This is a genomic window from Frankia sp. AiPa1, from assembly GCF_023243075.1.
In the GTDB taxonomy this organism is placed as follows: domain Bacteria; phylum Actinomycetota; class Actinomycetes; order Frankiales; family Frankiaceae; genus Frankia.
In genome coordinates, this window is record NZ_JALKFZ020000153.1 from 1 (window position 1) to 23,989 (window position 23,989).

The 23,989-nt window shown below is 73.6% G+C and carries 17 protein-coding genes; 10 read left to right on the forward strand and 7 right to left on the reverse strand.

Annotation, left to right across the window (positions count from 1 at the left end; all coding sequences use genetic code 11):
• Positions 1-48: 48 nt before the first annotated feature.
• Positions 49-1,554, reverse strand: a complete 1,506-nt coding sequence (locus tag MXD95_RS17320) for an MFS transporter (RefSeq protein WP_250641688.1) — start codon at positions 1,552-1,554, stop codon at positions 49-51.
• Between the two features lie 1,021 nt (positions 1,555-2,575).
• On the opposite strand from MXD95_RS17320, the gene MXD95_RS17325 reads away from it, so the two are divergent.
• Positions 2,576-3,628 carry a DUF8832 domain-containing protein gene (locus MXD95_RS17325; RefSeq protein ID WP_250641689.1) on the forward strand — a complete coding sequence of 351 codons (1,053 nt, stop codon included), beginning with the start codon at positions 2,576-2,578 and terminating at the stop codon, positions 3,626-3,628.
• A 184-nt stretch (positions 3,629-3,812) separates the two neighbouring features.
• On the opposite strand, the gene MXD95_RS17330 is transcribed toward MXD95_RS17325, so the two are convergent.
• Positions 3,813-4,040, reverse strand: a complete 228-nt coding sequence (locus MXD95_RS17330; protein ID WP_250641690.1) for a hypothetical protein — start codon at positions 4,038-4,040, stop codon at positions 3,813-3,815.
• A gap of 665 nt (positions 4,041-4,705) precedes the next feature.
• Between MXD95_RS17330 and MXD95_RS17335 the strand changes: the two genes are divergently transcribed.
• From MXD95_RS17335 to MXD95_RS17370, 8 genes are all read left to right on the forward strand, one after another.
• Positions 4,706-5,701: a hypothetical protein gene (locus MXD95_RS17335; protein WP_250641691.1), complete on the forward strand. Its 996-nt coding sequence runs from the start codon at positions 4,706-4,708 to the stop codon at positions 5,699-5,701.
• A gap of 172 nt (positions 5,702-5,873) precedes the next feature.
• Positions 5,874-6,659: an AzlC family ABC transporter permease gene (locus MXD95_RS17340; protein WP_250641692.1), complete on the forward strand. Its 786-nt coding sequence runs from the start codon at positions 5,874-5,876 to the stop codon at positions 6,657-6,659.
• Positions 6,656-6,979: an AzlD domain-containing protein gene (locus MXD95_RS17345; protein ID WP_250641693.1), complete on the forward strand. Its 324-nt coding sequence runs from the start codon at positions 6,656-6,658 to the stop codon at positions 6,977-6,979. Before MXD95_RS17340 ends, MXD95_RS17345 begins: the two co-directional genes overlap by 4 nt.
• Before the next feature lie 206 nt (positions 6,980-7,185).
• Positions 7,186-7,638 (forward strand): GntR family transcriptional regulator, encoded by a 453-nt coding sequence (locus tag MXD95_RS17350; protein ID WP_250641694.1) that lies wholly within the window; start codon positions 7,186-7,188, stop codon positions 7,636-7,638.
• Positions 7,635-8,528, forward strand: a complete 894-nt coding sequence (locus MXD95_RS17355) for an ABC transporter ATP-binding protein (protein ID WP_250641695.1) — start codon at positions 7,635-7,637, stop codon at positions 8,526-8,528. The genes MXD95_RS17350 and MXD95_RS17355 overlap by 4 nt, the downstream gene beginning before the upstream one ends.
• A complete protein-coding gene (locus MXD95_RS17360) occupies positions 8,525-9,577 on the forward strand; it encodes an ABC-2 membrane transporter-related protein (protein WP_250641696.1) in 1,053 nt (350 codons plus the stop codon). Before MXD95_RS17355 ends, MXD95_RS17360 begins: the two co-directional genes overlap by 4 nt.
• A 377-nt stretch (positions 9,578-9,954) precedes the next feature.
• On the forward strand, positions 9,955-10,407 hold the full coding sequence (locus tag MXD95_RS17365) for a deaminase (RefSeq protein WP_250641697.1): 453 nt from the start codon (positions 9,955-9,957) through the stop codon (positions 10,405-10,407).
• A gap of 120 nt (positions 10,408-10,527) precedes the next feature.
• On the forward strand, positions 10,528-11,199 hold the full coding sequence (locus tag MXD95_RS17370; protein ID WP_250641698.1) for an enoyl-CoA hydratase-related protein: 672 nt from the start codon (positions 10,528-10,530) through the stop codon (positions 11,197-11,199).
• Positions 11,200-11,514: 315 nt separating this feature from the next.
• On the opposite strand, the gene MXD95_RS17375 is transcribed toward MXD95_RS17370, so the two are convergent.
• Positions 11,515-12,399 carry an alpha/beta fold hydrolase gene (locus MXD95_RS17375; RefSeq protein ID WP_250641699.1) on the reverse strand — a complete coding sequence of 295 codons (885 nt, stop codon included), beginning with the start codon at positions 12,397-12,399 and terminating at the stop codon, positions 11,515-11,517.
• Between the two features lie 65 nt (positions 12,400-12,464).
• Positions 12,465-13,436 carry a LysR family transcriptional regulator gene (locus MXD95_RS17380; protein ID WP_250641700.1) on the reverse strand — a complete coding sequence of 324 codons (972 nt, stop codon included), beginning with the start codon at positions 13,434-13,436 and terminating at the stop codon, positions 12,465-12,467.
• Between the two features lie 105 nt (positions 13,437-13,541).
• Between MXD95_RS17380 and MXD95_RS17385 the strand changes: the two genes are divergently transcribed.
• On the forward strand, positions 13,542-14,846 hold the full coding sequence (locus tag MXD95_RS17385) for an MFS transporter (RefSeq protein ID WP_250641701.1): 1,305 nt from the start codon (positions 13,542-13,544) through the stop codon (positions 14,844-14,846).
• On the opposite strand, the gene MXD95_RS17390 is transcribed toward MXD95_RS17385, so the two are convergent.
• The 3 genes from MXD95_RS17390 to MXD95_RS17400 all read right to left on the reverse strand — a co-directional run.
• On the reverse strand, positions 14,819-18,088 hold the full coding sequence (locus tag MXD95_RS17390; RefSeq protein WP_250641702.1) for a tetratricopeptide repeat protein: 3,270 nt from the start codon (positions 18,086-18,088) through the stop codon (positions 14,819-14,821). The two genes, MXD95_RS17385 and MXD95_RS17390, sit on opposite strands and share 28 nt — an antisense overlap.
• A gap of 107 nt (positions 18,089-18,195) precedes the next feature.
• Positions 18,196-19,290 (reverse strand): SAM-dependent methyltransferase, encoded by a 1,095-nt coding sequence (locus tag MXD95_RS17395; protein WP_250641703.1) that lies wholly within the window; start codon positions 19,288-19,290, stop codon positions 18,196-18,198.
• Between the two features lie 170 nt (positions 19,291-19,460).
• Positions 19,461-23,989: type I polyketide synthase (locus tag MXD95_RS17400; RefSeq protein WP_250641704.1), on the reverse strand; the 4,529-nt coding region annotated here is incomplete at its 5' end.

Here is a 23,989-nt window from a genome sequence, read left to right on the forward strand (position 1 = left end):
GACCGCCACCGGGCACTCCAGTTCATGGTCACCTAACGCGACAGATCGTCACACCACGCGACCTTCGCGCAGCCCTGGGTAGTGGGGGTGTGCCCCGCCGCTTTCAGCACCGACGCCGCTGTCGGGACCAGCGGCGTCCTCGGTGGCCGTGAGGGGCGCGGCGATCTCCTCGAGGGAGCGGCCGGCGGCGTCGACCCCGAGCAGCAGCTCGGCGACCCCGCCGATCGCCATCACCGCGGCGCCGACCAGGAATCCGACCATCACCGGACCGGTGCGCCCAGTATCGATGAGATGGCCGAACAGCAGCGGTCCGGCGATGCCGCCGATGCCGGTACCGACAGCGTAGAAGAAGGCGATAGCGAGCGCCCGGGTCTCCATCGGGAAGATCTCACTGACCGTCAGGTAGGCCGCGCTGGCGCCCGCCGAGGCGAAGAAGAACGTCACCGCGACGACCGCGAGGAAGGTCCACGCCGTGAGCGCCCCCGCATGGAACAACAGCGCGAGCACCACGCCGAAGGCGGCCGACGCCAGGTACGTCCCGGCGATCATCGGTTTGCGTCCGACCGTGTCGAACAGCGGCCCGAGCAGCAGCGGCCCCGCGCAGTTGCCCAGCGCGTAGAACACCAGGAACACCGGCACCGCCGAGGAGCTCACGTCGTAGAACGTCGTGAGCATCGTGCCGAGATCGAACGTGAACGCGTTGTAAAGGAACGCCTGGCCGATGAACAGGGCGAGGCCGAGCACCGCCCGTTGTGGATAGGTCCGGAACGCGGTCTCGGCGATGGTGCGCAGTGGGATCACCGACCGCTGACGCACCGTGATGCTGCTTGTCGGCGCCGGCAGTTCCCGACCAGCGTCCGCCTCGACGGCCTTCTCGATGCCGCCGACGATCCGCTCGGCCTCGTCGGCCCGGCCGTGAATGAACAGCCAGCGCGGACTTTCCGGCACGTGCCGGCGCACGATGAGGATGACCAGCCCGAGCAGCGCGCCGAGCCCGAAGCTGAGCCGCCAGCCGATGTCCGTCGGGAAGATTCGCTCGGACAGGAAGAACACCGTGAGGCCCGACCCGGCCGCGGACCCGGCCCAGTACGACCCGTTGATGAGCAGGTCGACCCGGCCGCGGACCCGGGCGGGAATGAGCTCGTCCACCGCCGAGTTGATCGCTGCGTACTCACCGCCGATTCCCGCACCGGTGAAGAAACGGGTCAGGAAGAAGAACCATGGCGCCCAGGAAAAGGCCGTCAGCGTCGTCGCCGTGATATAGATACCGAGCGTCAGGATGAACAGCTTTTTCCGGCCGAAACGGTCGGTAAGCTGACCAAAGAACAGCGCGCCGAGGCAGGCACCGAGCACGTAGATCGCCGCCGCGGTACCGATGTCGCCCGCGCCCAGCGAGATGCCGCTGCCGTCTTCGGTCATGCGCGAGCCGACCGCGCCGACCATCGTCACCTCGAGCCCGTCGAGGATCCACACCGTCCCCAGGCCCACGATGATCATCCAGTGGAACCGGGCCCAGGGCAGCCGGTCCAACCGCGCCGGAATCGCCGTGCGCACGACCCCCGACCCGCCCCCGCCGCACGACGTGCCTTCGCACGACGTGCCTCTGCCCGACCCGCCTTCGCCCGACGTGCCTCCACCCGGCCCGCCTTCGCGCGACGCGTTGTACCTCGGGCTGCTGTCCTTCGGCTTGTCGCCGCTCGGCCGGTCACCCGTCGGCATGGTGTCTCTCGGCCGGGTACCCCTTGACCTGTCGTCCGTCGGCTCGATGTGGTCCCGCATGCCACCTCCTCCTGCCGCCTGTCGAGCTCGCCGCGGTCGTCGCGCTCCAGGCCTCGGCTGTTGACGTTGACCGTGCCTCTCTGCCCCGTTTCCGGGCGCATATCCCCTGCTCACGCCGCCATGATCGCGACCCGACGCGCGTGGGAACGAGCGCGCTCGGTGACCTGATCCGCGGCCGGATCCGGCGCGGATCGGGATGCGAGTGTGCGTTCGGCGGCTCTCGGACGGCTCGCGGTTCGCTCTGCAGGGACGGAGCGGACAAAACGGCGCGCAAAACCCGGTAGAGCGAACATCGCCATCTCCGCAACTCCGCGAAAGCGAAACGGGAACGAGGGCATGGTTGCGGAGCGTGATAGTCGGAGTGGGCTGGGCTGGGCTGGGGTGGTTGAGTGGGTGCTGGAGTGGGGGAGGGCGGTCGCGATGAATGCCCAATTTCGCGCCGGTGTGAATGTCAGCGACGACCCGGCCGTAACCCCAGCCTGGCCACAAGCCCAGTCCGTGTAAACCCAACCGGAGTACCGATCCCGAAGTCAGCGGTCGCTCCCGGACCCTGCTGCCGATCCGGAATGGGCGGCGGTCGCCCCGGACCCGACGACGATCCTGAACGCGGGATCTGCGCCGAAGACCGGTCGGCATACCGAATGCGGGTGCCGGAAGGTGGGGGAAGATCGTGGGTATTTCCTAGGATGGAGGTGGCCGTGAGCGCGCGCCGGCCCCGACGGGTCGTCTGCGGGGTGAATTCTGGTGTGCGGCGCACGCGAAAACCCGCATATTCGCCCGAGGAGGGCCCTGATTCATGCTGCCTGCCCGGTGGTCCGTCCGTCCCCGAGCCGCGCGCCGGCCAGTCGCCGCGGTGGGCATGGTCGCCATGACCCTGGCCGCGGCCGCCGCCTGCGGCGCTGACACGACTGGCGCCACCTCCACGGCAACGGCGCGTGCGCGTGTTCCGGTCACCGCGGCGGCGACGGTGCCCACGACCACCCCGACCGGCGGCATGACCAGGATGGACGACGCCATGCCCGGAATGGACCATGGCGCCCCGGGGACGGCCGGCATGGCCGGGATGGCCGGGATGGCTGCGGGCGGGGCAACGGCGGGCGGGGCCGAGGCGTCCGGCGACGGCCTGCAGGCCCAGGTCGGCGGACTGACGCTCGTCACCGCGGCCAACCGGTACGCGGCCGGCTGGCCCATTGAGCTGCGGTTCCAGCTGCGGGATGCGGCCGGTCGTCCGATCACCCGGTTCGTCCCGGAGCAGGACGCATTCATGCACCTCTACCTGGTCCGGTCCGACCTGGTCGGGTTCCAGCACGTCCATCCGCTGATGGCGCCGGATGGGACCTGGACGGCGAATCTCGCGTCGTCGCAGAGTGGGCTGTACCGGGTGTACACGTCGTTCACCGCGGTGGTGGCCGGGCGTGACCGGGCGTTCGTGCTCAGCGTGCCGATCGCCGTGCCGGGCCCGGCGACGCCGGTACCCCTGCCCGCGCCGTCATCCACCGCCATGGTCGACGGGTACACGCTGCGTCTGGCCACGCCGCACGGCGCGCCGAAGTTCGGGACGAGCACCCCGCTCACCGTGACCGTGACCCGCGGCGGCCGGCCAGTGACCGACCTGGAGCCGTATCTGGCGAGCTTCGCGCACCTGAGCGCCTTCCATGAGCGCGATCTTGCCTTCGCGCACCTTCATCCGATCGGCTCCGGCGCCACCGGGCCCGGCGCCACCGGTGGAGGCGGGCCGACCCTCACCTTCGCGGCCGAGCTTCCGCGCGCGGGCGCGTGGCGGGTCTACCTGCAGTTCCGCGCCGAGGGCGAGTTGCACACCGCGGCCCTCACCCTGATGGTGCACTGATCATCAGGGGAATGTCCGCCGGACGCGAGCGTGCCGGACATGCGGATGCTGGACGCGAGCGTGCTGGACGAGAAGGTGCTGGACGTGATCCGCGGCCGGGCGAGCTCGGCGGATACGAGCGTGCCGCCGGGCCGGTCCCGGGTGCGGCCTGCGGGCTCGGCCCGGACGACCCGGCGGCGCAGGCTCAGAGGCGGCCGCGCAGGAGCTGCTTGCCCTGCTCGGCGCCCTTGCGGCTCTCGGCCTGGGCGCGGCGGAACAGGTCGCCGAGCTCGCGATCGCCGTCGCGCTCGGCGTCGGCGATGTAGGTCTCCAGCCGCAGGGCGTTGTCCAGGCACACCTCGGTGAACCACAGCAGGTCGTACTGGGCGTCCTTGGTTCCGGTGACCGATCCGCGCTCCGCAGTGGTCGTCATGATGATCCTTCCTTCCGTAGCGGGACAGTGTGGGCGCCCGGCCCGGCCCGTCGCGACAGGCGCGAAACCGTCGCCGATGGTGCCTATGCCCGTACGGACTGTTTCTACGCGTCGGCGCGGGTGACGCCTGCGGTCTGCGTGCCGCGTGGCCCGCGCCTGCCAGCCCGGCCGGACCAGGCCGCCGCATGTCCCGAGGGCGAGAGATCACTGGCCGCTTCTCGTGGATCTCCGCCTCGCCTCACGCTCACTCGGTAAATCTCACAATCCGTGATGGATCGCGCAGGTAGTTCCGCTGCCGTTGCTGCAGGATGTCGCTTCTACCGGCTTTTTCGTCGGATTTGTACCTTGGTGCTCCGGTAGAAGCGACATGGACGCTTTCCGGGGCTGATCCGTTGTCACGGGCGGTGGCGAGGGAGGAGGTGGCGGGTCGGTGGTGGAGAGAGGGGTCGCGGGGAGTGAGGACCGGAGCTGACGGTGACGCGACGTTCCGAGGTTGGCGGTGGGGACGGCGGTCTGCGCGCAAGGCGGTCAGATTCTGGGTTGGTTTGCCAACGTCTGCACCGTCGGTCGCATGGCGCGATACGCTGTTCCGCGGTGATCAGCAGCGGGCGCCGATCGGCTGAGACTGCCGATGCGCCGCGGTTCGTCGGGGGGACGGAGGAGCCGTGGACGCGGGCATCGTGGCTGCCCTGATCACCTCCGTTGCCAGCGTCGCGGTCTCCGTCGGCGCATCGGTGTGGACCCGCCAGCAGGGCGTCGACCTGGAACGGATGCGCTACGAATTCGAGCGCTCGGCCCGGGACACCGAGAAGCGGTCCGCGGCCAAGGCGGAACTCGACCGTTACCGCGAGCCGCTGCTGCTCGCCGTCGTCGACCTGGGCGCCCGCCTGCACACGATCCGCGATCGGTCCCTCACCAGGTACCTGACGTCCACCCAGCCCCGCGGACGTCTCGCGGTGCTCGGGTCGCTGTACTGCGTCGCCCGCTACTTCGGCACCCTGGAGATCCTCTACTCCCGCCTTGCGCTGTTGCGATTTGACAGCGCCGCTGACACCCAGCTGGTCGCTGCCCTGCTCTCCGACATCGGCCGGGCCTTCGCCAGCGACAGCTACGACGATGACGGCGTCTCCGGCGTCTCCGGCGGTGCCGCTGGCTCCGGCGGCTCCGGTGGCGACCGCGAGACCGGCGGCAGCCACGGAGCCGACGGTGATCGGGACGCCGGTGAGCGCCTCTGGCCTGGTGGCAACGGCGAGTCCGCCGGTGATTCCCGCGCCGGGCGCGGTACCGGGGCCGGCGCGGCGGAGCGCGGCGCCAGCATTCTGGTGGACAAGGCCGGGCCGAGCCGGGCGCCGCGGTTCATGCTCTGGCAGGAGGAGCAGCGGGCGATCGGTGAGCTGATGCGCGGCCCCGACCGGGCCTCGACCGTCTGCGTCGGCTTCGCCTACTTCCACGAGCACTACGACGAGACGTTCGCCCGCTGGCTCGACCCGTTCGCCGAGGCACTGCGCGCACCGGACGCCGCCGGCAGCGAACGGCTCGCTCGCCTGCAGACCCTGCTCGCGCTGCTCGTCACCCAGCTCGACGAGGACGGCGGCTACTGCCTGGCCGTCGACGGCACCACCGTCGCCCCGCAGTGGGCGACGGTGGCCGCCCTGACCTGAACGGGCGCGACAGCCGCGGGTCGAGCGGGGCACGGTGGTCCTACTACAGGGTTACGAAGGTGGTTATGCCCAGATCTGGTCCCGCAGAAGCGACACGGACCGCGTCGCCGCACACCCCCCGCCCACTCGCGGTCGGAATCTGATCGCGGAATCGAGGGGCGGAGGCCGACAGGTGGCATGGCGGGAGGATCGGGAGCTGCTGCGCGACGCAGCGCTGGTCTGTGGGGCGGACGCGCTGGTCGGAGCCTCGTTCGGGGCGATCGCGGTGGGCGCGGGGCTGCCGGTCTGGGCGCCGGTGCTGCTCTCGGTGGTCGTCTTCGGCGGGGCGTCGCAGTTCCTGCTCGTCGGACTGCTCGCCGCCGGCAGTCCGGTGGTGTCGGCCGTGCTCGCCTGCCTGCTGGTCAACGCGAGGCACCTGCCGTACGGCTTCGCCATCGGCGACGCGCTCGGCTCCGGCTGGGCGCGCCGGCTGGTCGGCAGTCATCTGCTCGTCGACGAGACGGTGGTGTTCGCGCTGGCCAGGCGCCCATCGGGCCGGCACCGCGCGGCGTTCTGGGTGTGCGGGGTCGGGCTGTTCGTCTGCTGGAACCTCGGCGTGCTGGCCGGTGCGTACGCCGGAGCCACCGTCCCCGACACCGACGCCTTCGGCCTGGACGCAGCCTTCCCCGCCGTCCTGATCGCCCTGATCCTGCCCGCGCTGCGCGATGCCCCGACCCGGCGTGGTGCGCTCGCCGGAGCCGCCCTGGCCGTCGGCACCGCCCCAGTCCTGCCTGCCGGGCTTCCGGTCGTGCTGGCACCGCTGGGCCTGATCGCCGGACTTCGCGGCCGAACGGGACGTATCCGGCGCTCAAGTCCCGCCCGTCATCCAAGCCCGCACACCGCTGCTGACCTGGGAGCGCACTGCGTGGACGAGCCAGGACCGGATGCCGGGAGCCGTTCGAGCGAGGGCGGCCGATGATCGGTACCCCGGCGCTGCTGGTGGCGACCGCGGTGCTGGGCGTCGGGACGTATGCCTGCCGGGCCGCCGGACCGTTGTTGCGCAGCCGGGTCACGCTGCCCGCGTCGGTGGAGCGGCTGACCACCCGCGCGGCCGTGGCACTACTCGCCGCGGTCGCGGCCACCGGAACCCTGATCGTCGGACATCATTTCGCCGGCCCTGCCCGGCTCGTCGGCGTCAGTGTCGGCGCTCTGCTCGCCTGGCGACGCACCCCGTTCGCGGTGGTCGTGGTAGCGGCGGCCGTCACCACCGCCCTGCTGCGAGCCGCCGGCGTCAGCTGAACGAGCCGCATGCTCCTTCACGCCACCGGAGGAGTCCCGTAGCGGGATGCCTCCGGTGGCGCCGTCCGGGATGTGCTGACGCTCGCCGGCCATCAGGCCCGGCTACCCGACTCCCGGGTGGGGAACCAGGCCTGCCTCCTCTTGACGGCCTAGCCGGCTAGTCATCTAATGTGCTATCACACTAGATGAACGGAGATGGGGGTTCGGTGATCGAGTTCCATCTTGATGCGGGGTCCGGCGTGTCGCCGTACCTGCAACTGGTCAGGCAGGTGCGGCAGGCGTTGCGGTTGGGCCTGCTGCGCGAGGGCGATCAGCTGCCGACCGTCAAGGACGTGGTGGCGAAGCTGGCGATCAACCCGAACACGGTGCTCAAGGCCTACCGCGAGCTCGAACACGACGGGCTGGTGGCCGCCCGGCCCGGCGTCGGCACGTTCGTCACGCGGACACTTGCGGACGCCACGCTCGCCGCGCACGGACCCCTGCGCGCGCAGCTGCGGCGTTGGCTGGCGAAGGCCCGCCGGGCCGGACTCGACGAGGAAAGCATCGAGGCGCTGATGACGACGACCTTTCGCTCGACCGCCGCGGAGCACGCCGCCGGGCAGGACCACGCCGGGCAGGACCACGCCGCGCAGGTCCACGCCGCGAAGGACATAGCGTGACCGCGCTCCTGCGCGCCCGCGGGCTGGGCAAGCGCTACCGGCGGCGCTGGGCACTGTCCGACTGCACCCTCGACGTGCCGGCCGGCAGCGTCGTCGGGTTGGTCGGTCCGAACGCAGCGGGGAAGTCGACGCTGCTCAACCTCGCCGTCGGCACGCTGACGCCGACGGCGGGCGAGATCGAGGTGCTCGGCGGGCGCCCCGGCAGCGGCGCGGCGCAGCTCGCCCGGGTCGGCTTCGTCGCCCAGGCCAGCCCGGTCTACCCGCGGCTGAGTGTGGCCGATCACCTGCGCCTGGGCGCCCGGCTCAACCCCGGCTGGGACGACGCGCTGGCCCGAGACCGGATCCGCCGGCTCGGCCTGGACGCGAACAGCCGGGCCAGCGCGCTGTCCGGCGGGCAGCGGGCCCAGCTCGCCCTCACCCTGGGGCTCGCCAAACGCCCCGCGGCGCTCGTCCTGGACGAGCCGGTCGCGAGCCTGGATCCGCTCGCCCGGCGAGCGTTCCTGCAGGACCTGATGGAGGCGGTCGCCGAACACGGGCTCAGCGTCCTGATGTCCTCCCATCTGATCTCCGACCTGGAACGGACCTGCGACCACCTCGTCGTGCTCATCGGCGCCCAGGTCGCGGTGGCGGGCGATATCGAGCACCTGCTCGCCACCCATCACCGGCTGAGCGGTCCCCGGCGCGATCCCGCCACCCTCCCGGCCAACCAGCACGTTCTGTCCGCCAGCCACACCGAGCGGCAGAGCACCCTGCTGGTCCGCACCGAGCAGCCGATCCACGACCCGTCCTGGACGGTGACCCCGCTGAACCTGGAGGATCTCGTGCTGGCCTACCTGAGCCGACCACCGGCCGAGGACGGGTCGCGCCGCGTGCTGGCGGCGGTCCGATGACCTGGCTGACCTGGCGCCAGCTGCGCGCGCAGGCCGTGACGGTGTTCGGCGCGCTGGTCGGTCTCGCGGTCGCCCTCGCGGTCACCGGCCCGCGCCTGGCGCACCTCGCGGACATCGCCGGCGACGACTTCCTCAACCTCGCCGGCGCGAACCGGGCCGACAGCTGGACGTACGACGTCGGCTGTGTCGTGGTGCTCGCCCTGCCGGCGGTCATCGGGATGTTCTGGGGTGCCCCGCTGGTCGCCCGTGAACTCGAGGCCGGTACCCATCAGCTGGTCTGGCAGCAGAGCGTCACCCGCACGCGGTGGCTGGCGACGAAACTCGCTCTGACCGGGCTCGCCGCCATGGTCGCCGCCGCCGCGGCAGGCCTCGCGATGACCTGGTGGTGCGGCCCGGTCGACCAGGCCGTCAGCGCCACCCACGGCGGCGCCGGTCCGCTGTCCACCGCGCGGATGACACCGGTCGTGTTCGACGCGCGAGGTGTCGTCGCGATCGGCTACGCCGCGTTCGCCTTCGCGCTCGGCGTCACCGTCGGCGCCTTCGTCCGACGGACGGTGCCCGCGATGGCGGTGACCCTCGCGCTCTTCGTGGCCGTGCAGATCGCCGTGCCCCTGACGGTCCGGACGCATCTCGTCCCGCCGAGGCGGGACACTGTCACGATCACTCCGTCGAGCCTGGAGGGCTTTCGTGGCACCGGGCCGCCATCCGGCGGTGGCCACATCGACGCGCTGATCGTCGCCCTCGACCACCCCGGCGCCTGGCTGCTGTCCGCGCGGACCATCGGCGCCGACGGCCGCGTCGTCACCAACCTGTCGTCGACGCTGGCGGTCTGCCTGCCTCCGCCCGACGGGCGACCGAGCCCCGAACGGGCCGAGGCCTATCGCCGAACGTGCGATGCCGAGATCGCGAAACACGGCTACCGGCAGCGTTTCACCTACGAGCCGGCCGGCCACTACTGGCCACTGCAGGGCGCCGAGACGGGTCTGTTCCTCACCCTCGCGGCGGCACTGGCCGGCCTGTCCCTCTGGCGGATCCGCCGCCTGTCGTGACAGCTTGGTGGCCATGAGGCCGCCGTCCGCGTGCTGGCTCATGCGGACCACGTTCGGGGTGGGGTGTGTGCGTCCAGGGTGTTGCTTTCGGTGTGGTCGCCCCGCCCACCAGTAGACATCCAGACATACTCGCGTCAGCCCGGCACCTGGCGGAAGAATCCCTCGATGGAGGCGACCCGCGCCTCGCTGCGGCAGATCGGATGGTCGCTCTGGCGATTGTCGGCTTGCAGCTTCCTCGCTCAAGAGCTGCGCCGCGCGTACCGCCGTGGTCCTGTGCGGGGTCGGTGCACGAGTGCTGCCAGGCGAGGGGCCACGGCCACCGTCGCGGGGCGCCGCATCCAGGGAAGGCGCCGCATCCAGGGAAGGAGGAGCCGTCCATGCCTGCGCCTGACGACCATCGGTGGATGAACCGGGCCATCGACCTCGCCCGTCGATGCCCCCCGGCGACCGGCGCCTACTCGGTGGGGGCCGTCCTCGTCGACGAGGACGGGGCGGAGATCGCGTTCGGGTTCTCCCGTGAGGTCGACGACACGGTGCACGCCGAGGAGTCCGCGCTCGCCAAGGTCGCCCCCGACGACCCGCGGCTCGCCACGGCGACGATCTACAGCACCCTTGAACCCTGCTCGCAGCGCCGGTCCCGGCCACGCACCTGCACCGAGCTCATCCTGGCGGCGGGGATCCCCCGGGTGGTTATCGCCTGGCGCGAGCCCAGCCTGTTCGTCGCCGACTGCCAGGGTTACGAACAGCTCACCGCGGCCGGCGTCACCGTCGTGGAACTCCCGGACCTCGCCGAGCGGGCCCGGGCCGTCAACGCCCACCTGTCGCTCTGAACGGGTCCAGGTGCGCTGCGGCCCAACCGGGTCGCAGCGGCCGGATTCTGGGGCAATCCGGCACCTTCGACACGCGATCCTTCGCGAGGGACGCACAGGTCAGCGCGGTACCTTCGGCCCATGCCGACGATGAAGCGCGACGGCGAGGTGTTCGTGCTACATCTCGACCCCGACGACGAGAACCGCTTCCACCCCTACTGGCTGGACGCCGTCGAGGCCGCGATCGAGGAGGCCGCCGCCGCGGACGGCCCGCGGGCGTTGGTCACGGTGGGTAGCGGTCGCTTCTGGTCGAACGGCCTGGCGCTGGACTGGCTGCTCAGTCACACCGACCAGGTCGGCACCTACCTCGACCGGGTCCACCGGCTGTTCGCCCGCACGCTCGCCTCGCCGGTCGTGACCGTGGCCGCGCTCAACGGCCATGCCTTCGCCGCCGGCGCGATGTGGGCGCTGGCCCACGATCTGCGGGTCATGCGCTCCGACCGCGGCTACTTCTGCCTGCCCGAGGTCGACATCGACCTGCCGTTCACCCCCGGCATGTCCGCGCTGATCCGCTCGCGGCTGGCCCCGCCGACCGCCCACCTGGCGATGACCACCGGCCAGCGTTACGGCGCCGCGCAGGCGCTTGGCGCCGGCATCGTCGACGGCGTGGCCTCGGCCGACGGCCTGCTCGCCGCGGCCTTGGAGCTCGCCCGCCCGCTCGCCGCGAAGACGAAACCCTCCCGGGCCCAGATCAAGGAGACCCTCTACGCCGAGGCCCTCGCCGCCCTGCGCACCCCGACCCCCGGCGTCTGAGATCTGCGGCAGCTGCCCCGTGGAACGGCGCTCGGCCGGGTCGTCACAGACGGCGGTCGCCGTCTGTGACGGTGGTGGGGCGGCACGGTGGTCCAGAGGGACCACCGTGGTCCGAGTTGCCGGTTCCGTGTCCGGTTTGCCCTACCAGAGTGACCCGGCTGCCCGGGCGGCCGCCGGCGGGTCTCACGGCTTGTGACGTCGCCGGGTTCCTGGCGGGCGGCGAAGCGGGGTGGTGTCGGTCATGGGGCGGGGATGCCGGCAGGAGGTTGGGGTGGCCCGGTCATGCCGGGGTGATGCGGTCGTGCGGTCGTGCGGTCATGACGTGGAGATGGTGCGGATCAGGGCGTCGAGGATGGCCCGGCGGGTTGCCTGCGGCTGTTCGGACCAGGGGGAGTGGCCGGCGTCGGGGATGACGATCCGGTCGGCGCGGGGGAGCGCGCCCAGCAGCGGGTCGTTCGCCGTCCACGGGCGCGGATCGTCGGCACCGAAGATCATGCGTACCGGGGAGGTGACGGACACGGCCTCCCGCAGGAGGCTGGTCGTGAGCCGGTCCGTCCAGAGCTGGCGGTTGGCGGCCAGGTTGACGGCGGTGCCCGCGGGACGGGAGTTCCACAGGGCCAGTGCGTGCTCGGCCGCGGCGGGGCCCGGGGAGAAGTCGGGCCGCCATTGCAGCAGGCACCATTCGCGTTCCTCGTCGGGGGTGCGCTCGCGGGCGGCGAGCTCCTGCCACCGGGCCAGATCCGGGCCAAGCCGGCGACGGCTCTCGGCGCGATACGGGTCGCGGTAGGAATTGTCAGCTCCGACGCCGGCGAGGTAGACGACGCCTCGTGTGCGCGCCGGATGACGGGCGGCGTAGCGCAGCGCGAGCTCGGCGCCCCAGGAATGGCCGAGCACATGGCAGCTCTCGACGCCCCACGCGGCACGGAGCCGGTCGAGGTCGTCGACGGCCTGGGCGATGGTGAACGGCCCGCCTCCGGACGACCGCCCGCAGCCCCGCTGGTCGAAGCGGATGACCGTGCACGCGTCGTCCAGCAGCTCGGCGAGCGGACCCAGGTAGTCCCACAGGCCCGGCCCGCCGTGGCAGCACACCACCACGGATGGCCCGCCGCCGCTCGCCGTCGTCCATAGCGACGCCCCATCCCCGAGCGGGACCTGGCGCGTTGACGGCTGGCGGGCCGGTGGCCGAACCTGGGTCGACACGTCCCATTCCTCTCTCGTGTCTCGCGCGTCCATTCCGACAGCCGGGATCCGGCTGGAATGGGGACTCAGCCGGCCGGCTGGTGGGCGAGGATGGTGGCGCGCAGGATGCGGGCCGCGGTGGGGGTGGCACCGGCGGCGGTGACGATCGCGGTGGGGTAGGTCGGTGCCGGCGGGCTCAGCGGGATCAGGCGCAGTGCGTCGTGGCGGCGGTTGTCCAGACACGGCGGGAGGACCGCGACGCCGAGGCCGTGCGCGACGAGCTCCAGCAGGGTGTCGGTGTCGCCGACCTCGCAGGCCGGCCGGCGGTGGACGCCGAGCTCGCCGAACGCCGTGTCGACGATCGTGCGGGCGCCCCATCCCGGCGGGTAGTCGACGAAGGCCTCGCCCGCGGCCTGCGCCAGGGACACCGACGCCTGCGCCGCCAGCGGATGCCCGGCGTGGCAGGCGAAGACCATCGGCTCCTCGCCCAGCGGGGTCAGCTCGAGTGCCGCTCGCGTGGCGGTCGCGGGGAGAGCCGAGGCGACTGGCGACGCGCCGGTTGGCGACGCGCCGGCTGACGTCGGGGCGGTTGGCGATGCCGAACCCGCTGGATGCGAGACGCAGGCGAGGGCGAGGTCGAGGGTGCCGGCGGCGACGCGGTCGAGCAGGTCGGCGCTGGCCGCCTGGACGAGGCGCAGCTCGACCTGCGGATGCTCGGCGTGGAACGCGGCGATCGCCTCGGTCAGGCCGCGCCGGAAGCACTGCATGATGCCGACGGTGAGCCGGCCCCGCATGCCGCCCGCGACCCCGGCGACGGCGGCGCGGGCCGCCTGCGCGGCGGCGAGGGTCCGGCGGGCTTCGGCGAGCAGGACCTCACCTTCGCGGGTCAGCCGCACCGCCCGGGTGCTGCGGACGAACAGCTTCGCGCCGAGCTCCCGCTCCAGAGCGCCGACCGACGATGACAGCGCCGACTGGACGATGTTCACCCGCCGCGCGGCCCGGGTGAAGTGCAGTTCGTCGGCGACGGCGAGGAAGTGCTCCAGCTGGCGAAGCTCCATCCGCCTCTCCTTCGCCTCTTGCCAGCCAGGTTCATCGGCTGATCAGATCAAACTCAGTGAATTGTTCTGTTGGACAGGTTAGCGCGGCCGGGTGAGGCTGGTCCCGTGATCGACGAACCCACACCCGCGCGCACCGCAGCCACTTCGCCCGCCGCGACAGCCGCGCCCGCCGCGCGACCGCCGACGAACGGCCCGGACGGTCGGGCGGCCACGATCAGCCGGGGGCTCGTCGGGCTGCTCGCGGTCAGCACTGGGCTCAGCGCCGCGGCGATGTACTACGCCCAGCCGCTGCTCGACGACATCCACACCTCGCTGCGGATCTCGACCGGGACCGCCGGGCTGCTCGTCACCGTCACCCAGGCCGGGTACCTGGTGGCGCTGTGCCTGCTGGTGCCGGTCGGCGACCTCGTCGCCCGCCGCCGGCTCATCCCGCTGCTGGTCGCCGGGCAGGCGGCGGCGCTTGTCGTGCTGGCCACGGCCACGTCGAGCGCGCAGCTGTTCGCCGGGGGCGTCGCCGTCGGCGTGCTGAGCGTCGCCGCGCAGGTCGGGGTCGCGTTCGCCGCGAGTCTGGCCGGTGCGGCCGAGCGGGGCAAGGTCGTCGGCACGGTGATGAGCGGCCTGCTGCTCGGCATCCTGCTCGCCCGCACGGTCGCCGGCTGGCTCGCGGACCTCGGCGGCTGGCGCACCCCGTACTGGGCGGCCGCCGCGGTGCAGGTGGCGCTGTGCGTGGTGCTCGCCGTCCGGCTTCCCCGCGAACCACCCCGGCCGGCGGGCACGCCCCGCTACGGCGAGGCGGTCATCTCCGTGGCGCGCCTGCTGCGCGAGGAGCCGGTGCTGCGCCGGCGCGCCCTGTACGGGGCGGCGGCGTTCGGCGGGTTCAGCGCGCTCTGGACGCCGCTGTCGTTCCTGCTCAGCGAGGCGCCGTACCGGTACTCCGCCGGCGTGATCGGGCTGTTCGGGCTGCTGGGACTCATGGGCGTGCTCGCCGCCTCGGGCGCCGGGCGGGCCGCCGACCGCGGCCGGGCCGGGCGGGTCACGGTCGGCTCGGCCGTCCTGCTGCTGGTGTCCTGGGTGCCGCTCGGGCTCGGCGGGCACCACCTGGCCGGGCTGGTCGTCGGCATCCTGGCGTTGGACCTGGCCGTGCAGGCGCTGCACATCACCAACCAGAGCGAGATCTACCGGCTGCGCCCTGAGGCCCGCAGCCGCCTGACCGCCGCCTACATGGCCACCTACTTCGCCGGCGGCCTGCTCGGCTCCCTGGCCGCCGACACCGCCTACAGCCAGGGCGGATGGACGGCCGTGAGCCTCACCGGCGCCGCCTTCGGCCTGGTCGCCGTCGCCGTCGCCGCGACCGACCGGCGGCTGCGGCGGGCCGGATCCGGTCACCACAGCTCCTCGAGCGGCGCCTGAGCGCGATCCGCCCCGGCGCGTCCGCCGGTGTCCGGCGCGATCACCATCGGCCCGGTGGCCGCCCGTCCGGCGGCCTGCCGGCCGGTGGTGTCCCGCTCGATGTCCGTTGCCGGGGCTGTGCCGTTCTGCAGCGCGAACGCCGCCTGGTTGCTGCGCGCGGTGGCGAGGTGCACGCCGAAAGCACCGGGTTCGGCCTGGTCGAGCATCGTGAAGATCGCCACCGCCTGGCCGATCGGTGCCAGCGCCCCGGCCGGGCGGCCCAGCGTGCCCAGCCGCAGCGCCAGGTTGTTCAGCGAGGCGGCGAGGCCGGGCAGGTGGGCATCCGGGTCGGCCTGGGCAAGCTGTTCCCGCAGCCGGACCGCATGGCCGATCACGGCCATCGCCTCCTCGATCCGGCCGAGGTCGGCCAGGCGGTTCGACAGATTGTTCAGGGACGTCGCGAGCTCGGCCAGGTAGCGCTCGGGCTGGGCGTCGGCGAGCCGCTGGTAGGCGTCGGTCGCCTCCCGCATCACCGTCAGGGCCTCATCGGGGCGGCGCAGGTCGGCCAGGCGGCGGGCGAGGTTGTCCAGCGACGCTGCCAGTTGGGCGAGATGGGCGTCCGAGCCGTCCGCAGCGAGGCGTCGGTAGAGGGCGGTGGCCTCCTCGACGGTGGCCAGCGCCTGCTCGTACCGGCCCTGGTCCCCGAGCCGTCGGGCCAGGTTGTTCAGTGAGGCGGCGAGCCCGGCGAGGTGGCGGTCGGGCTGGGCTGCGGCCAGCCGCCGGTAGATTCCGGTGGCCTCGTCGACGGCGGCGAGGGCGTCCTCGCGTCGGTCGAGGTCGGCCAGGCGGCGTCCCAGGTTGTTCAGCGAGCTCGCGAGCTGCGGCAGATGGGCGGCCAGGTCCTCGTCGCTCGGCCGGCGCGGCCGGGGGATCAGATCCCGCCAGCGGCGCCACCATCCGGGCCGTGGTGGGGCCGGGGCGAGTTCCCGGATCCGGGTGGTGTGCGCGTACTGCAGCCGGGCGGCGAGGCCGAGCAGCCGGACGCTGTATCCGGGCAGGGCGTCGACCATGCGGGTGAGCACGTCCCGGTCGAGATCGGACAGCACGGAGTAGATCGCGACGATGACCGCCTCAGGATCGAGCACCTCGACGGCCACCTGCAGGGCCACGGGGGCGCGTCGCGCCGGGTCCTCGGCGAGCAGGGCGCGGATCAGCGGGGCGAGGTTCGAGTGCGCCGGCGCGGCGCGGGTCAGGACGGTCAGCGCCTGGTGCAGCTGCGCGTCGGACGAGCCGGCCAGCGTCTGGCGGGCAAGCTCGGGCATGCCTGAGGGGCCGCTCAGAGCGCGGGCCAGGAAGTGCTCGGCGAGACGATCCGGGCTCATCCCGCCCCAGAACTGCCCGGGCCGGTCCGGCGGCGGCGGATACAGCCCGGCCAGCCAGCGCGCCACCCGCCCGCGCAGATCGTGGGCCGCGCCGTCCGTCCCGGTGAAGCCCGGTAACCGGGCCAGGGTCGCGGCGGCCTCGTCCCGATCGCTCGCCCCACACAGCGTCGAGGTCGCCACGGCCTGGTCGAGGATGTCCGAGGAGCGCTCGATGCCGCGCAGCCGCGCGCTCTGCCGCCAATACCGGGTCTCATGGCGCAGCAGCAGGTCGGCCACCTGCGCGGGCGATGCCGTCGCCGGGCCGCCCTGGCCGGATTCGGCCACTGGCGGCGTGGGCGGCGTGGGCGGCGCCGCGGGGATCAGCCAGCGGCCCGGCTCGGACGTGCCCGGCTCGGGCAGATCGGGTTTGGACGGGTCTGGCTCGGGCGGGTCCGGCTGCTCGAGGAGCGCAGCCAGGGCGGCCATGTGGACGGCCAGCACCACCTCGAATCCCAGGTCGGACAACTCCGGGCGACCTACGGCCACCCGCGCGGCCCGGCCCGGCCAGTCGACCGCTGGGTCGAGCCGGGCCAGCTCATCGGTGAACACCCGCACGGCATCGGTGAACAGCTCTGCGCGGTCCACCCCGGCGCTCTCCACCGACGGCAGGTAGATGATCTGCGCGGTGTCGGCCAGATCGTGGCGGAAGGTCAGCTCATCCCACCAGTCCTCGGCGCCACGGGCGATCAGCAGCAGGCGCAGCGGGGTCGGTGTCCCGCGCTGCGCGAGGGCACCGATCAGGACGTCTACCAGCGCGGTCTGCGTCTCGGCATAGTCGACGACCAGCAGGACCGGAAGCTCGGAATCGACCAGCCGGCCGGCCAGGGACGCGGCGCCGGGGCGGGCCATACCGGCAAGCCAGCCGGCCTGGCGCATCCGGGTGGTGAGGGCCCGGGCGAACCGGGTCTTGCCCTGCCCGCCCGGGCCGGCGAGCAGACGTACGGCGCTGTCCTGCTCGTCGCCGCACCACGCGGTGAAGTCGGCCAGCAGCGGCTCGCGGCCATGCATCGTCACGATCTCGGCGTCGGCGCGCAGCAGCTGGGCGGGAGTCTGCGCCACGGTCACCGCCGGCGGGGTGAGCAGCCCGGCGAGTTCCACCGACTCCCAGTCGGTGGGCCCTGACTCGTTCCGCAGCAGGCCGACGGCATCGGGATCCTCGAGCACCCGGCGGATCGGCAGCACACTGAGCCGCGCCTCGCCGAACCCCGGGGTGTCCACGACGATCACGCCGGTCGCCAGCCACACCGGCGCGGTGGCCGCGGGGTCGGCGCAGGTGAACATCACGGCGCCGGACATCCCGGACCAGGGCAGCGGCTCGTCGTCGCCCATCGGGGCCAGCGGCGGCGGATCGTCGACGTGCAGGTCATACCGCCCGGTCAGCATTCCGCCGAGCGGGTTGACGTGGCCGAGAAGATGGTTGGTCTCCCGGACGCCGTCCGCGCCGCGCAGCACCCGCGGGAAGCCCACGGCCTCGGCGCGCAGCCCGCCGGCCCGTCCGGTCGGCACCCCCCAGCGCAGCCGGTCCATGGCGGGCGGCACCCAGTCCGGATCGTCGATCCGGACCAGTGCGGCGTCCAGCGGGCGCCCCGGGCTCGGCCAGCTGCCCGACCAGGCGACGCGTCCCCAGACCCTGGCCCGTTTCGTCAGTCCGACGCCGACGAGTAACCGTATGCGACGGGCTGGCGCCGGACCATCAGGGAAGACGACATGCGCCGCCGTGAGCACCAGCCGGCCGGTGACGAGCAGCCCCGAACCGACCCGCGTCCGGCCGTCCGCCCGAGTGCTGCGCACCTCGACGACCTGACGCGCCGGCACTGACGCCGCGCTCGCCGGGCCCGCCATGATTCCCCCCGAACACGTACCGATCCGGGCACACAGTAACCGGATCGATCGTTACGGGTACAGCCGGTCTGGTCGGGCCGCAGTACCTCGTCAGCGCGAGGACGTCGTCAGCGCGAGGACGCTGGGTGTGCCCGCGGGCGGATGGCGGTGACGAAGCGGCTGGCGTCGCCGGTGACCGTGAAGTCCGGGGGGAAGGTGTGGCCGTAGCGTGCGGCGACCTCGGTGAAGGAGTCGGTGGCGACCTCCCAGCCGAGTGCGCCCAGGGCCGCGGCCACGTCGCGGCCATCGTCGTCCTGCAGGAGCGCGCGCAGGTCGACGCCCCACCGGCTCAGTGCCTCGGCCAGTTCCGCGTCGGAGACCGTCTCGAGGATCCTTCGCGGTTCCTCCACCGCGATGCGGCTGCCCGGCGCGGACAGGGCGTCCACGGTGGCGAGCAGGCGCTGCTCGGCGTCCGCCGTCAGGTAGGGCACGATCCCTTCGGCCAGCCACAGGGTGGGCGTTCCCTGGACGAACCCGGCGGCGCGCAGCGCGAAGGCCCAGTCGTCGCGCAGGTCGACGGGCACGGGGCGGTGCCGGCAGGCGGGCGGTGCGTCCAGGTCGGCGAGGACGGCGAGCTTGAACGACAGCACCCGGGGCTGGTCGATCTCGAACACCGTGCTGCCCGCCGGCCAGCGCATCCGAAACGCGCGGGTGTCCAGGCCCGCGGCGAGGATGACGGTCTGGCGGATCCCGGCGCGGGTGGCCGCCTCGACGACGGCGTCCAGGTACTTCGTCCGCACGCCCAGGTAGCGCTCGCGCATGAGCCAGCTGTCGGGCAGGGACAGGTCGGCGAGATCATCCAGGCTGGTCGGCATCGGGCTTGGCAGGTCGGCGGCCCGCACGAACGCCGCGGCGAACGGGTCGTCGGCCATCGCGTCGGGCCGCTGACTCTCGATCGCCCGGCCGGCCGCCACAGCCAGTGCGGTGATGCCGACGCCCGAAGTGATGTCCCAGTCCTCGACCCGCGCCGAGCCTGGGATCCGCGGTGAGCCCTGGACCTGCGGTGCGTTGCGGGCCTGGTCGCCCGGGCGGGCCTTGCGCGGGCCTGGCGGGCGGCCCTTCGACCGAGGCTGTTGCCGAGCGCTGTCGCCGCCGGCCGGTGCCGGACCGGCCCCCGTACGAGCCCGCTGCCGGTCCGCCGCCGTGTGCCGAACCTTCGCCATGTCCCCGACCCCCAAAGGCGTGTCCACGTCGACACCGACGGTAGCGCTGCGTCGTGTCCGTCGCCAATCCGGGCAGGGGCGGTGATCCGGATGCCTCGGCTGCTCACCGAGCACCGGGCCCGTCGAGGCCGCGGTGTCGTAGAGCAGCGTCCGGGGATCGAGGTTCGGGGTCAGCGACCGCCCAGGCGGGCACCCTCGTGCGCGGCGTCGAGGCGGCGCAGCCAGCCGTCGACGCACTCGGCGGTGCTCGCGGCGTACTCGTTCATCATCGACTGGTGGTCACCCGGAACCACGACCGTGTCGTACTCGAGGTCCCACTCGGGTCCGGCCGGCTCCTTGGGCTCCGCCCGGTCCAGCTCGGCCTGGGTGGGTTCGGGCATCCGCTCGGCGGCCCGCACCAGCACGAGCGGCGTCCTGGACGGTGCCGGCTTCCAGGGCTCGAACAGGTCCAGGTAGCCGCCCTGGGCGGTGACCTGCGCCTCGGTCATGAGCGCGAATCCCTGCTCGTTGATGGCGATGCCGCGGATCTCGTCGTCGACGTCGTTGCGACGGATCTTCTCGTCCGGGAACCAGGTGTCCAGCAGGATGACCGCCACGGGGGCGCCGCCGCGGGCCTCGAGGCGGCTGGCGACCGCATGGGCGAGCCAGCCACCGGAGGAGTAGCCGGCCAGCGCCACCGGCCGGTCGCCGAGCTCGCGGATGACGGTGTCGGCGAGCACCTCGACGGCCAGCTCCCAGGTGGCGGGCATCAGGTCGCCGTCACCGAACCCGGGCAGGCTCAGGCCGAACACGTCACGGCGACCGCGCAGGTTCAGGGCCAGGCGGGCGAAGTTGTGCGGCCCGGCCGGAGCGACCATCGCCGGGACGCCGACCACCGCGATGGTGCCGGGTCCGGAGGCGAGCTGGACCGACGCGGTGCGGCCGTTGAACTGCTCGGGCGCCTCGTAGACATCACGTAGCCGCCCGGCGACTCGCAGCAGCTCGAGCCCGCGAGCGAACCTGCCCTTGGCGCAGGCCTGCCGGTAGAGCTCGCGCACCCCGCCGCCCGCACCGCCGGTGTGGACGTCGGGCAGCAGCCCGCCGGCACCGAACCTCGCCCCCGCCTGCGCGGCGAGGTGGTGGCCCCACTCGCTGGTCGGAGCGCCCGCCACGGATGCCAGGTCCGCGGGCGGCTCCACGCCGTCCGCCACGTCGAGGCCGGCGGGGAACGCGATCCCGGCGGCCATGGGAGCGCCGGGGGCGCTGGCGCCCGACGTGCTGGGCCCGGACGTGCTGGGCCCGGACGTGCTGGGCCCGGACGTGCTGGGCCCGGACGTGCTGGGCCCGGACGCGGCGAGCAGGACGTCGAGGTGGGCGGCGAGCTCGGTGACGGTCGGATGCTCGAAGACGACCGGCGGGCTGAGCGGCAGCCCCGTCGCCCGGGCGAGGCGGCGGCTGAGCCGCACCGAGGCGAGTGAGTCGAACCCGAGTTCGAGGAAACGTCGGGTGCTGTCGAGCTCCTCGGGGTCGTCGTGACCGAGGATGGCGGCGGCCTGCGCGCGGACCAGGTCGGCCAGCGCGCCGGCGCGGCGTGTGGGCTCGAGCCCGGCGTAGTCGACACCCGACGGCTGGGCGGAACCGGCCGCGGACGTGTGGTCGCCACCTGCCGGCTCGGGTCCGCCCGCGCCGGCACCACGTCCTGCGTCACCGAAGGCGCTGTCACCCAAGGCGCCGTCACCGAGTGTGTCCGCGAGCTCGGCGAACAGGCGGCGGGGACGGGCGGCGGTCAGGACGGGCAGGAAGACGTCCCAGTCGACGTCGGCGACCGTGAGGGTGTTCGTGGCGGTGCGCACGGCGTCGGTCAGGGCCGCCACAGCGCCCTCGGCGGCGAGGGGACGCAGGCCGAGGCGGGGCAGGTAGTCGCGCAGCTCCGGCTGGTCGCCGATCCCGCCGCCCGCCCACGGACCGAAGGCGATCGCGGTGGCCGGCTGGCCCGCGGCGCCGCGGCGCGCGGCGAGGGCGTCCAGGTAGGCGTTGGCGGCAGCGTAGGGGGCCTGGTTGCCGCTGCCCCACACCCCCGACACCGAGGAGAACAGCACGAACGCCGGACCCTCGGGAACCAGAGTGTCCAGGGTGGCCGCGCCCGTGGCCTTGGCCGCGATGACGGCGGCGACCTCGGCGAGGTCCAGCTCGGCGAGCGGGGCGTTGCGCCCGGTGAGACCGGCGGCGTGGACGACCGCACTGACCGGTGTGCCGTCGGCGGCCAGGCCCTCGAGCAGGGCGGACAGCGCTGCGGCGTCGCCGGTGTCGCAGGCGGCGACGGTCACGGCCGCGCCCAGGGCGGTGAGCTCGGCGACGAGTTCGGTGGCACCCGGGGCGTCCGCGCCGCGGCGCCCGACGAGCACCAGGTGCCGGGCGCCGTCGGCGGCCAGCCGGCGGGCGGTGTGCGCGCCGAGGGCACCGGTCCCGCCGGTGACGAGCACGGTGCCCGCCGGCGGCCAGACGGTGTCAGCGGGAACTGCGGTGTCAGCGGGAACTGTGGTCCCCGGGGGAACTGCGGTGGCCGCGGGCGTTTCGCTGTCCGCCGGGACGAGGCGGGGGACGAACAGTCCCTGGCCGCGGGGAGCGCACTGGTCCTCGTCACCGGGAGCGACCAGCGCGGTGGCAAGCCAGATGAGGGCCTCGTCGGTCAGCTCGGCGGGCAGATCGACCAGGCCGCCCCAGCCGGCGGGCCGTTCGAGGGCGAGGGTGCGCCCCAGTCCCCACAGCATCGCCTGCTCGGGGCTGGTGACCGGGTCGTCCGGGCCGGTGCTGACCGCCCCGCGGGTCAGCAGCCACAGGGGCGTGTCCGGATGCCGGTCGGCCAGCGCCTGGGCGAGAGCGACGGTGAGGGCCAGCCCGCCGGTCAGCGCCGGATGGGTGGGATGAGCGGACACGTCCAGCCCGAGCAGGCTCAGCACTCCGCCGAGCGCCCCGCCCCCGTCGGACAACTCGGCCGCGGCCGTCGCCAGCAGCTCGGCTATGCGGGCACGGTCCGCGTCCGCGGTGGTGAGACGGATCCGCACCGGCCGGCCGCCCATCTTGCTGATCATCCAGGTCAGGTGGGTGAGCGCCAGGTCGTCGATCCCGACGGCCGGAACGAGCACCGGCCAGATCCCGCTCAGCGGCGCGACGTCGGTGTCCTGGGCCGCGAGCGCCGCCGCGGTGTCCTGCACCGACAGCGCCCGCCACGCGGTGCGGTAACGCCAGGTCGACGGGTCGCCGGGCCCGCTGGCGCGACGACGTCCCGGCCGCTCGCCGGCGGCTTCGGGGGCTCCTTTGGCGCCGGGGATGGCGGGGATGGCGGGGGTGGCGGTGCGGGCGTCCGGGTCGAGCCAGTGCCGGCGGCGCTGGAATGGGTAGGTGGGCAGGTCGACGTGCCGGCCGGTGCCGGCACCGGCGGCCCGCCAGTCGACGTCCAGGCCATGGACCTCGAGCTCGGCGAGCGCGTCGAGCAGCGTCTCCGGCTCGTCCCGGCGGGCCCGCGCCGCCGCGACCGCGATCGGCGGCTCGGCGTCCTGGAGGTCGCCGTCCTGGAGGTCGGTGCCCTCGGGCGCGGTGTCCCGCAGGCAGGACGGCACCAGCGCGGACAGGATCGCGTCGGGGCCGAGCTCCAGGTAGGCGCGGGCGCCGGCGGCGTGCAGCCGGCGGGCGGCGGCGTCGAAACGGACGGCCTGGCGGACGTGGCGCACCCAGTGCTCGGGAGTGAGCAGCGTCTGCGGGTCGAGCTCGCCCGTGAGCGCCGAGACGATCGGCACCCCCGGCCGGTGGTAGGTGACGCCGGCGGCGACCTCGCCGAACGCCCCGAGCATCGTGTCCATGTGGGGCGAGTGGAAGGCGTGGCTCACGGTCAGGCGGCGCACGGCCACCCCGCGGGCCTCCCAGACGGCGGCGACCGACGCCGCGGCGTCGGCGTCCCCGGCGATGACGGTGGCCGTCGGGCCGTTCACCGTGGCGATCTCGACCCGGCCCTCCAGCCCGGCGAGGCTCGCCGCGACCTCGGCCGCACCGGCGCGGATCGCGATCATCGCCCCGCCGGGGCGGCAGGCCTGCATGAGCCGGCCGCGGGCGGCGACCATCGTCACCGCGTCCTCCAGGGACCAGACACCGGCGACGTGCGCGGCGGTGAGCTCACCGACGGAGTGCCCGGCGAGCAGCCCCGGGGCCAGGCCCCACGAGGTGACCAGCCGGTAGAGCGCGGTCTCGAAGGCGAACAGCGCCGGCTGGGTGAAGGCGGTGCGGTGCAGGGCGTCGGCGGTGCCGGCGTCGCCACCGTCCCCTTCGCCGCCGAACATCACCGGGCGCAGCGGGCGGTCGAGGTGCGCGTCGAAGGCGGCGCAGATCTCGTCGAGAGCGTCGGCGAACACCGGGTAGGCGGCGTAAAGCGCGCGTCCCATGCCCGGACGCTGGCTGCCCTGCCCGGTGAACAGGACCGCAAGCTTCGCGTCGACCAGCGCCGGGGAGACGGTGCCGCGCACGAGCCCGACCGCGTCGCGGTCCTCGGCGAGCGCGGCGAGCGCACCGGCCAGGCGGCCGTGCGGGTCGCTCCCGCCGGCGACGATCACTGCGCGGTGCTCGAAGCGGGACCGTCCGGCCAGGGTGAACGCGACGTCGGCGAGGTCAAGCCGCGCCCTACCGGCCGAACCGCCCGCCGCGGTGCCCGCCGCGGTGCCCGCCGTCT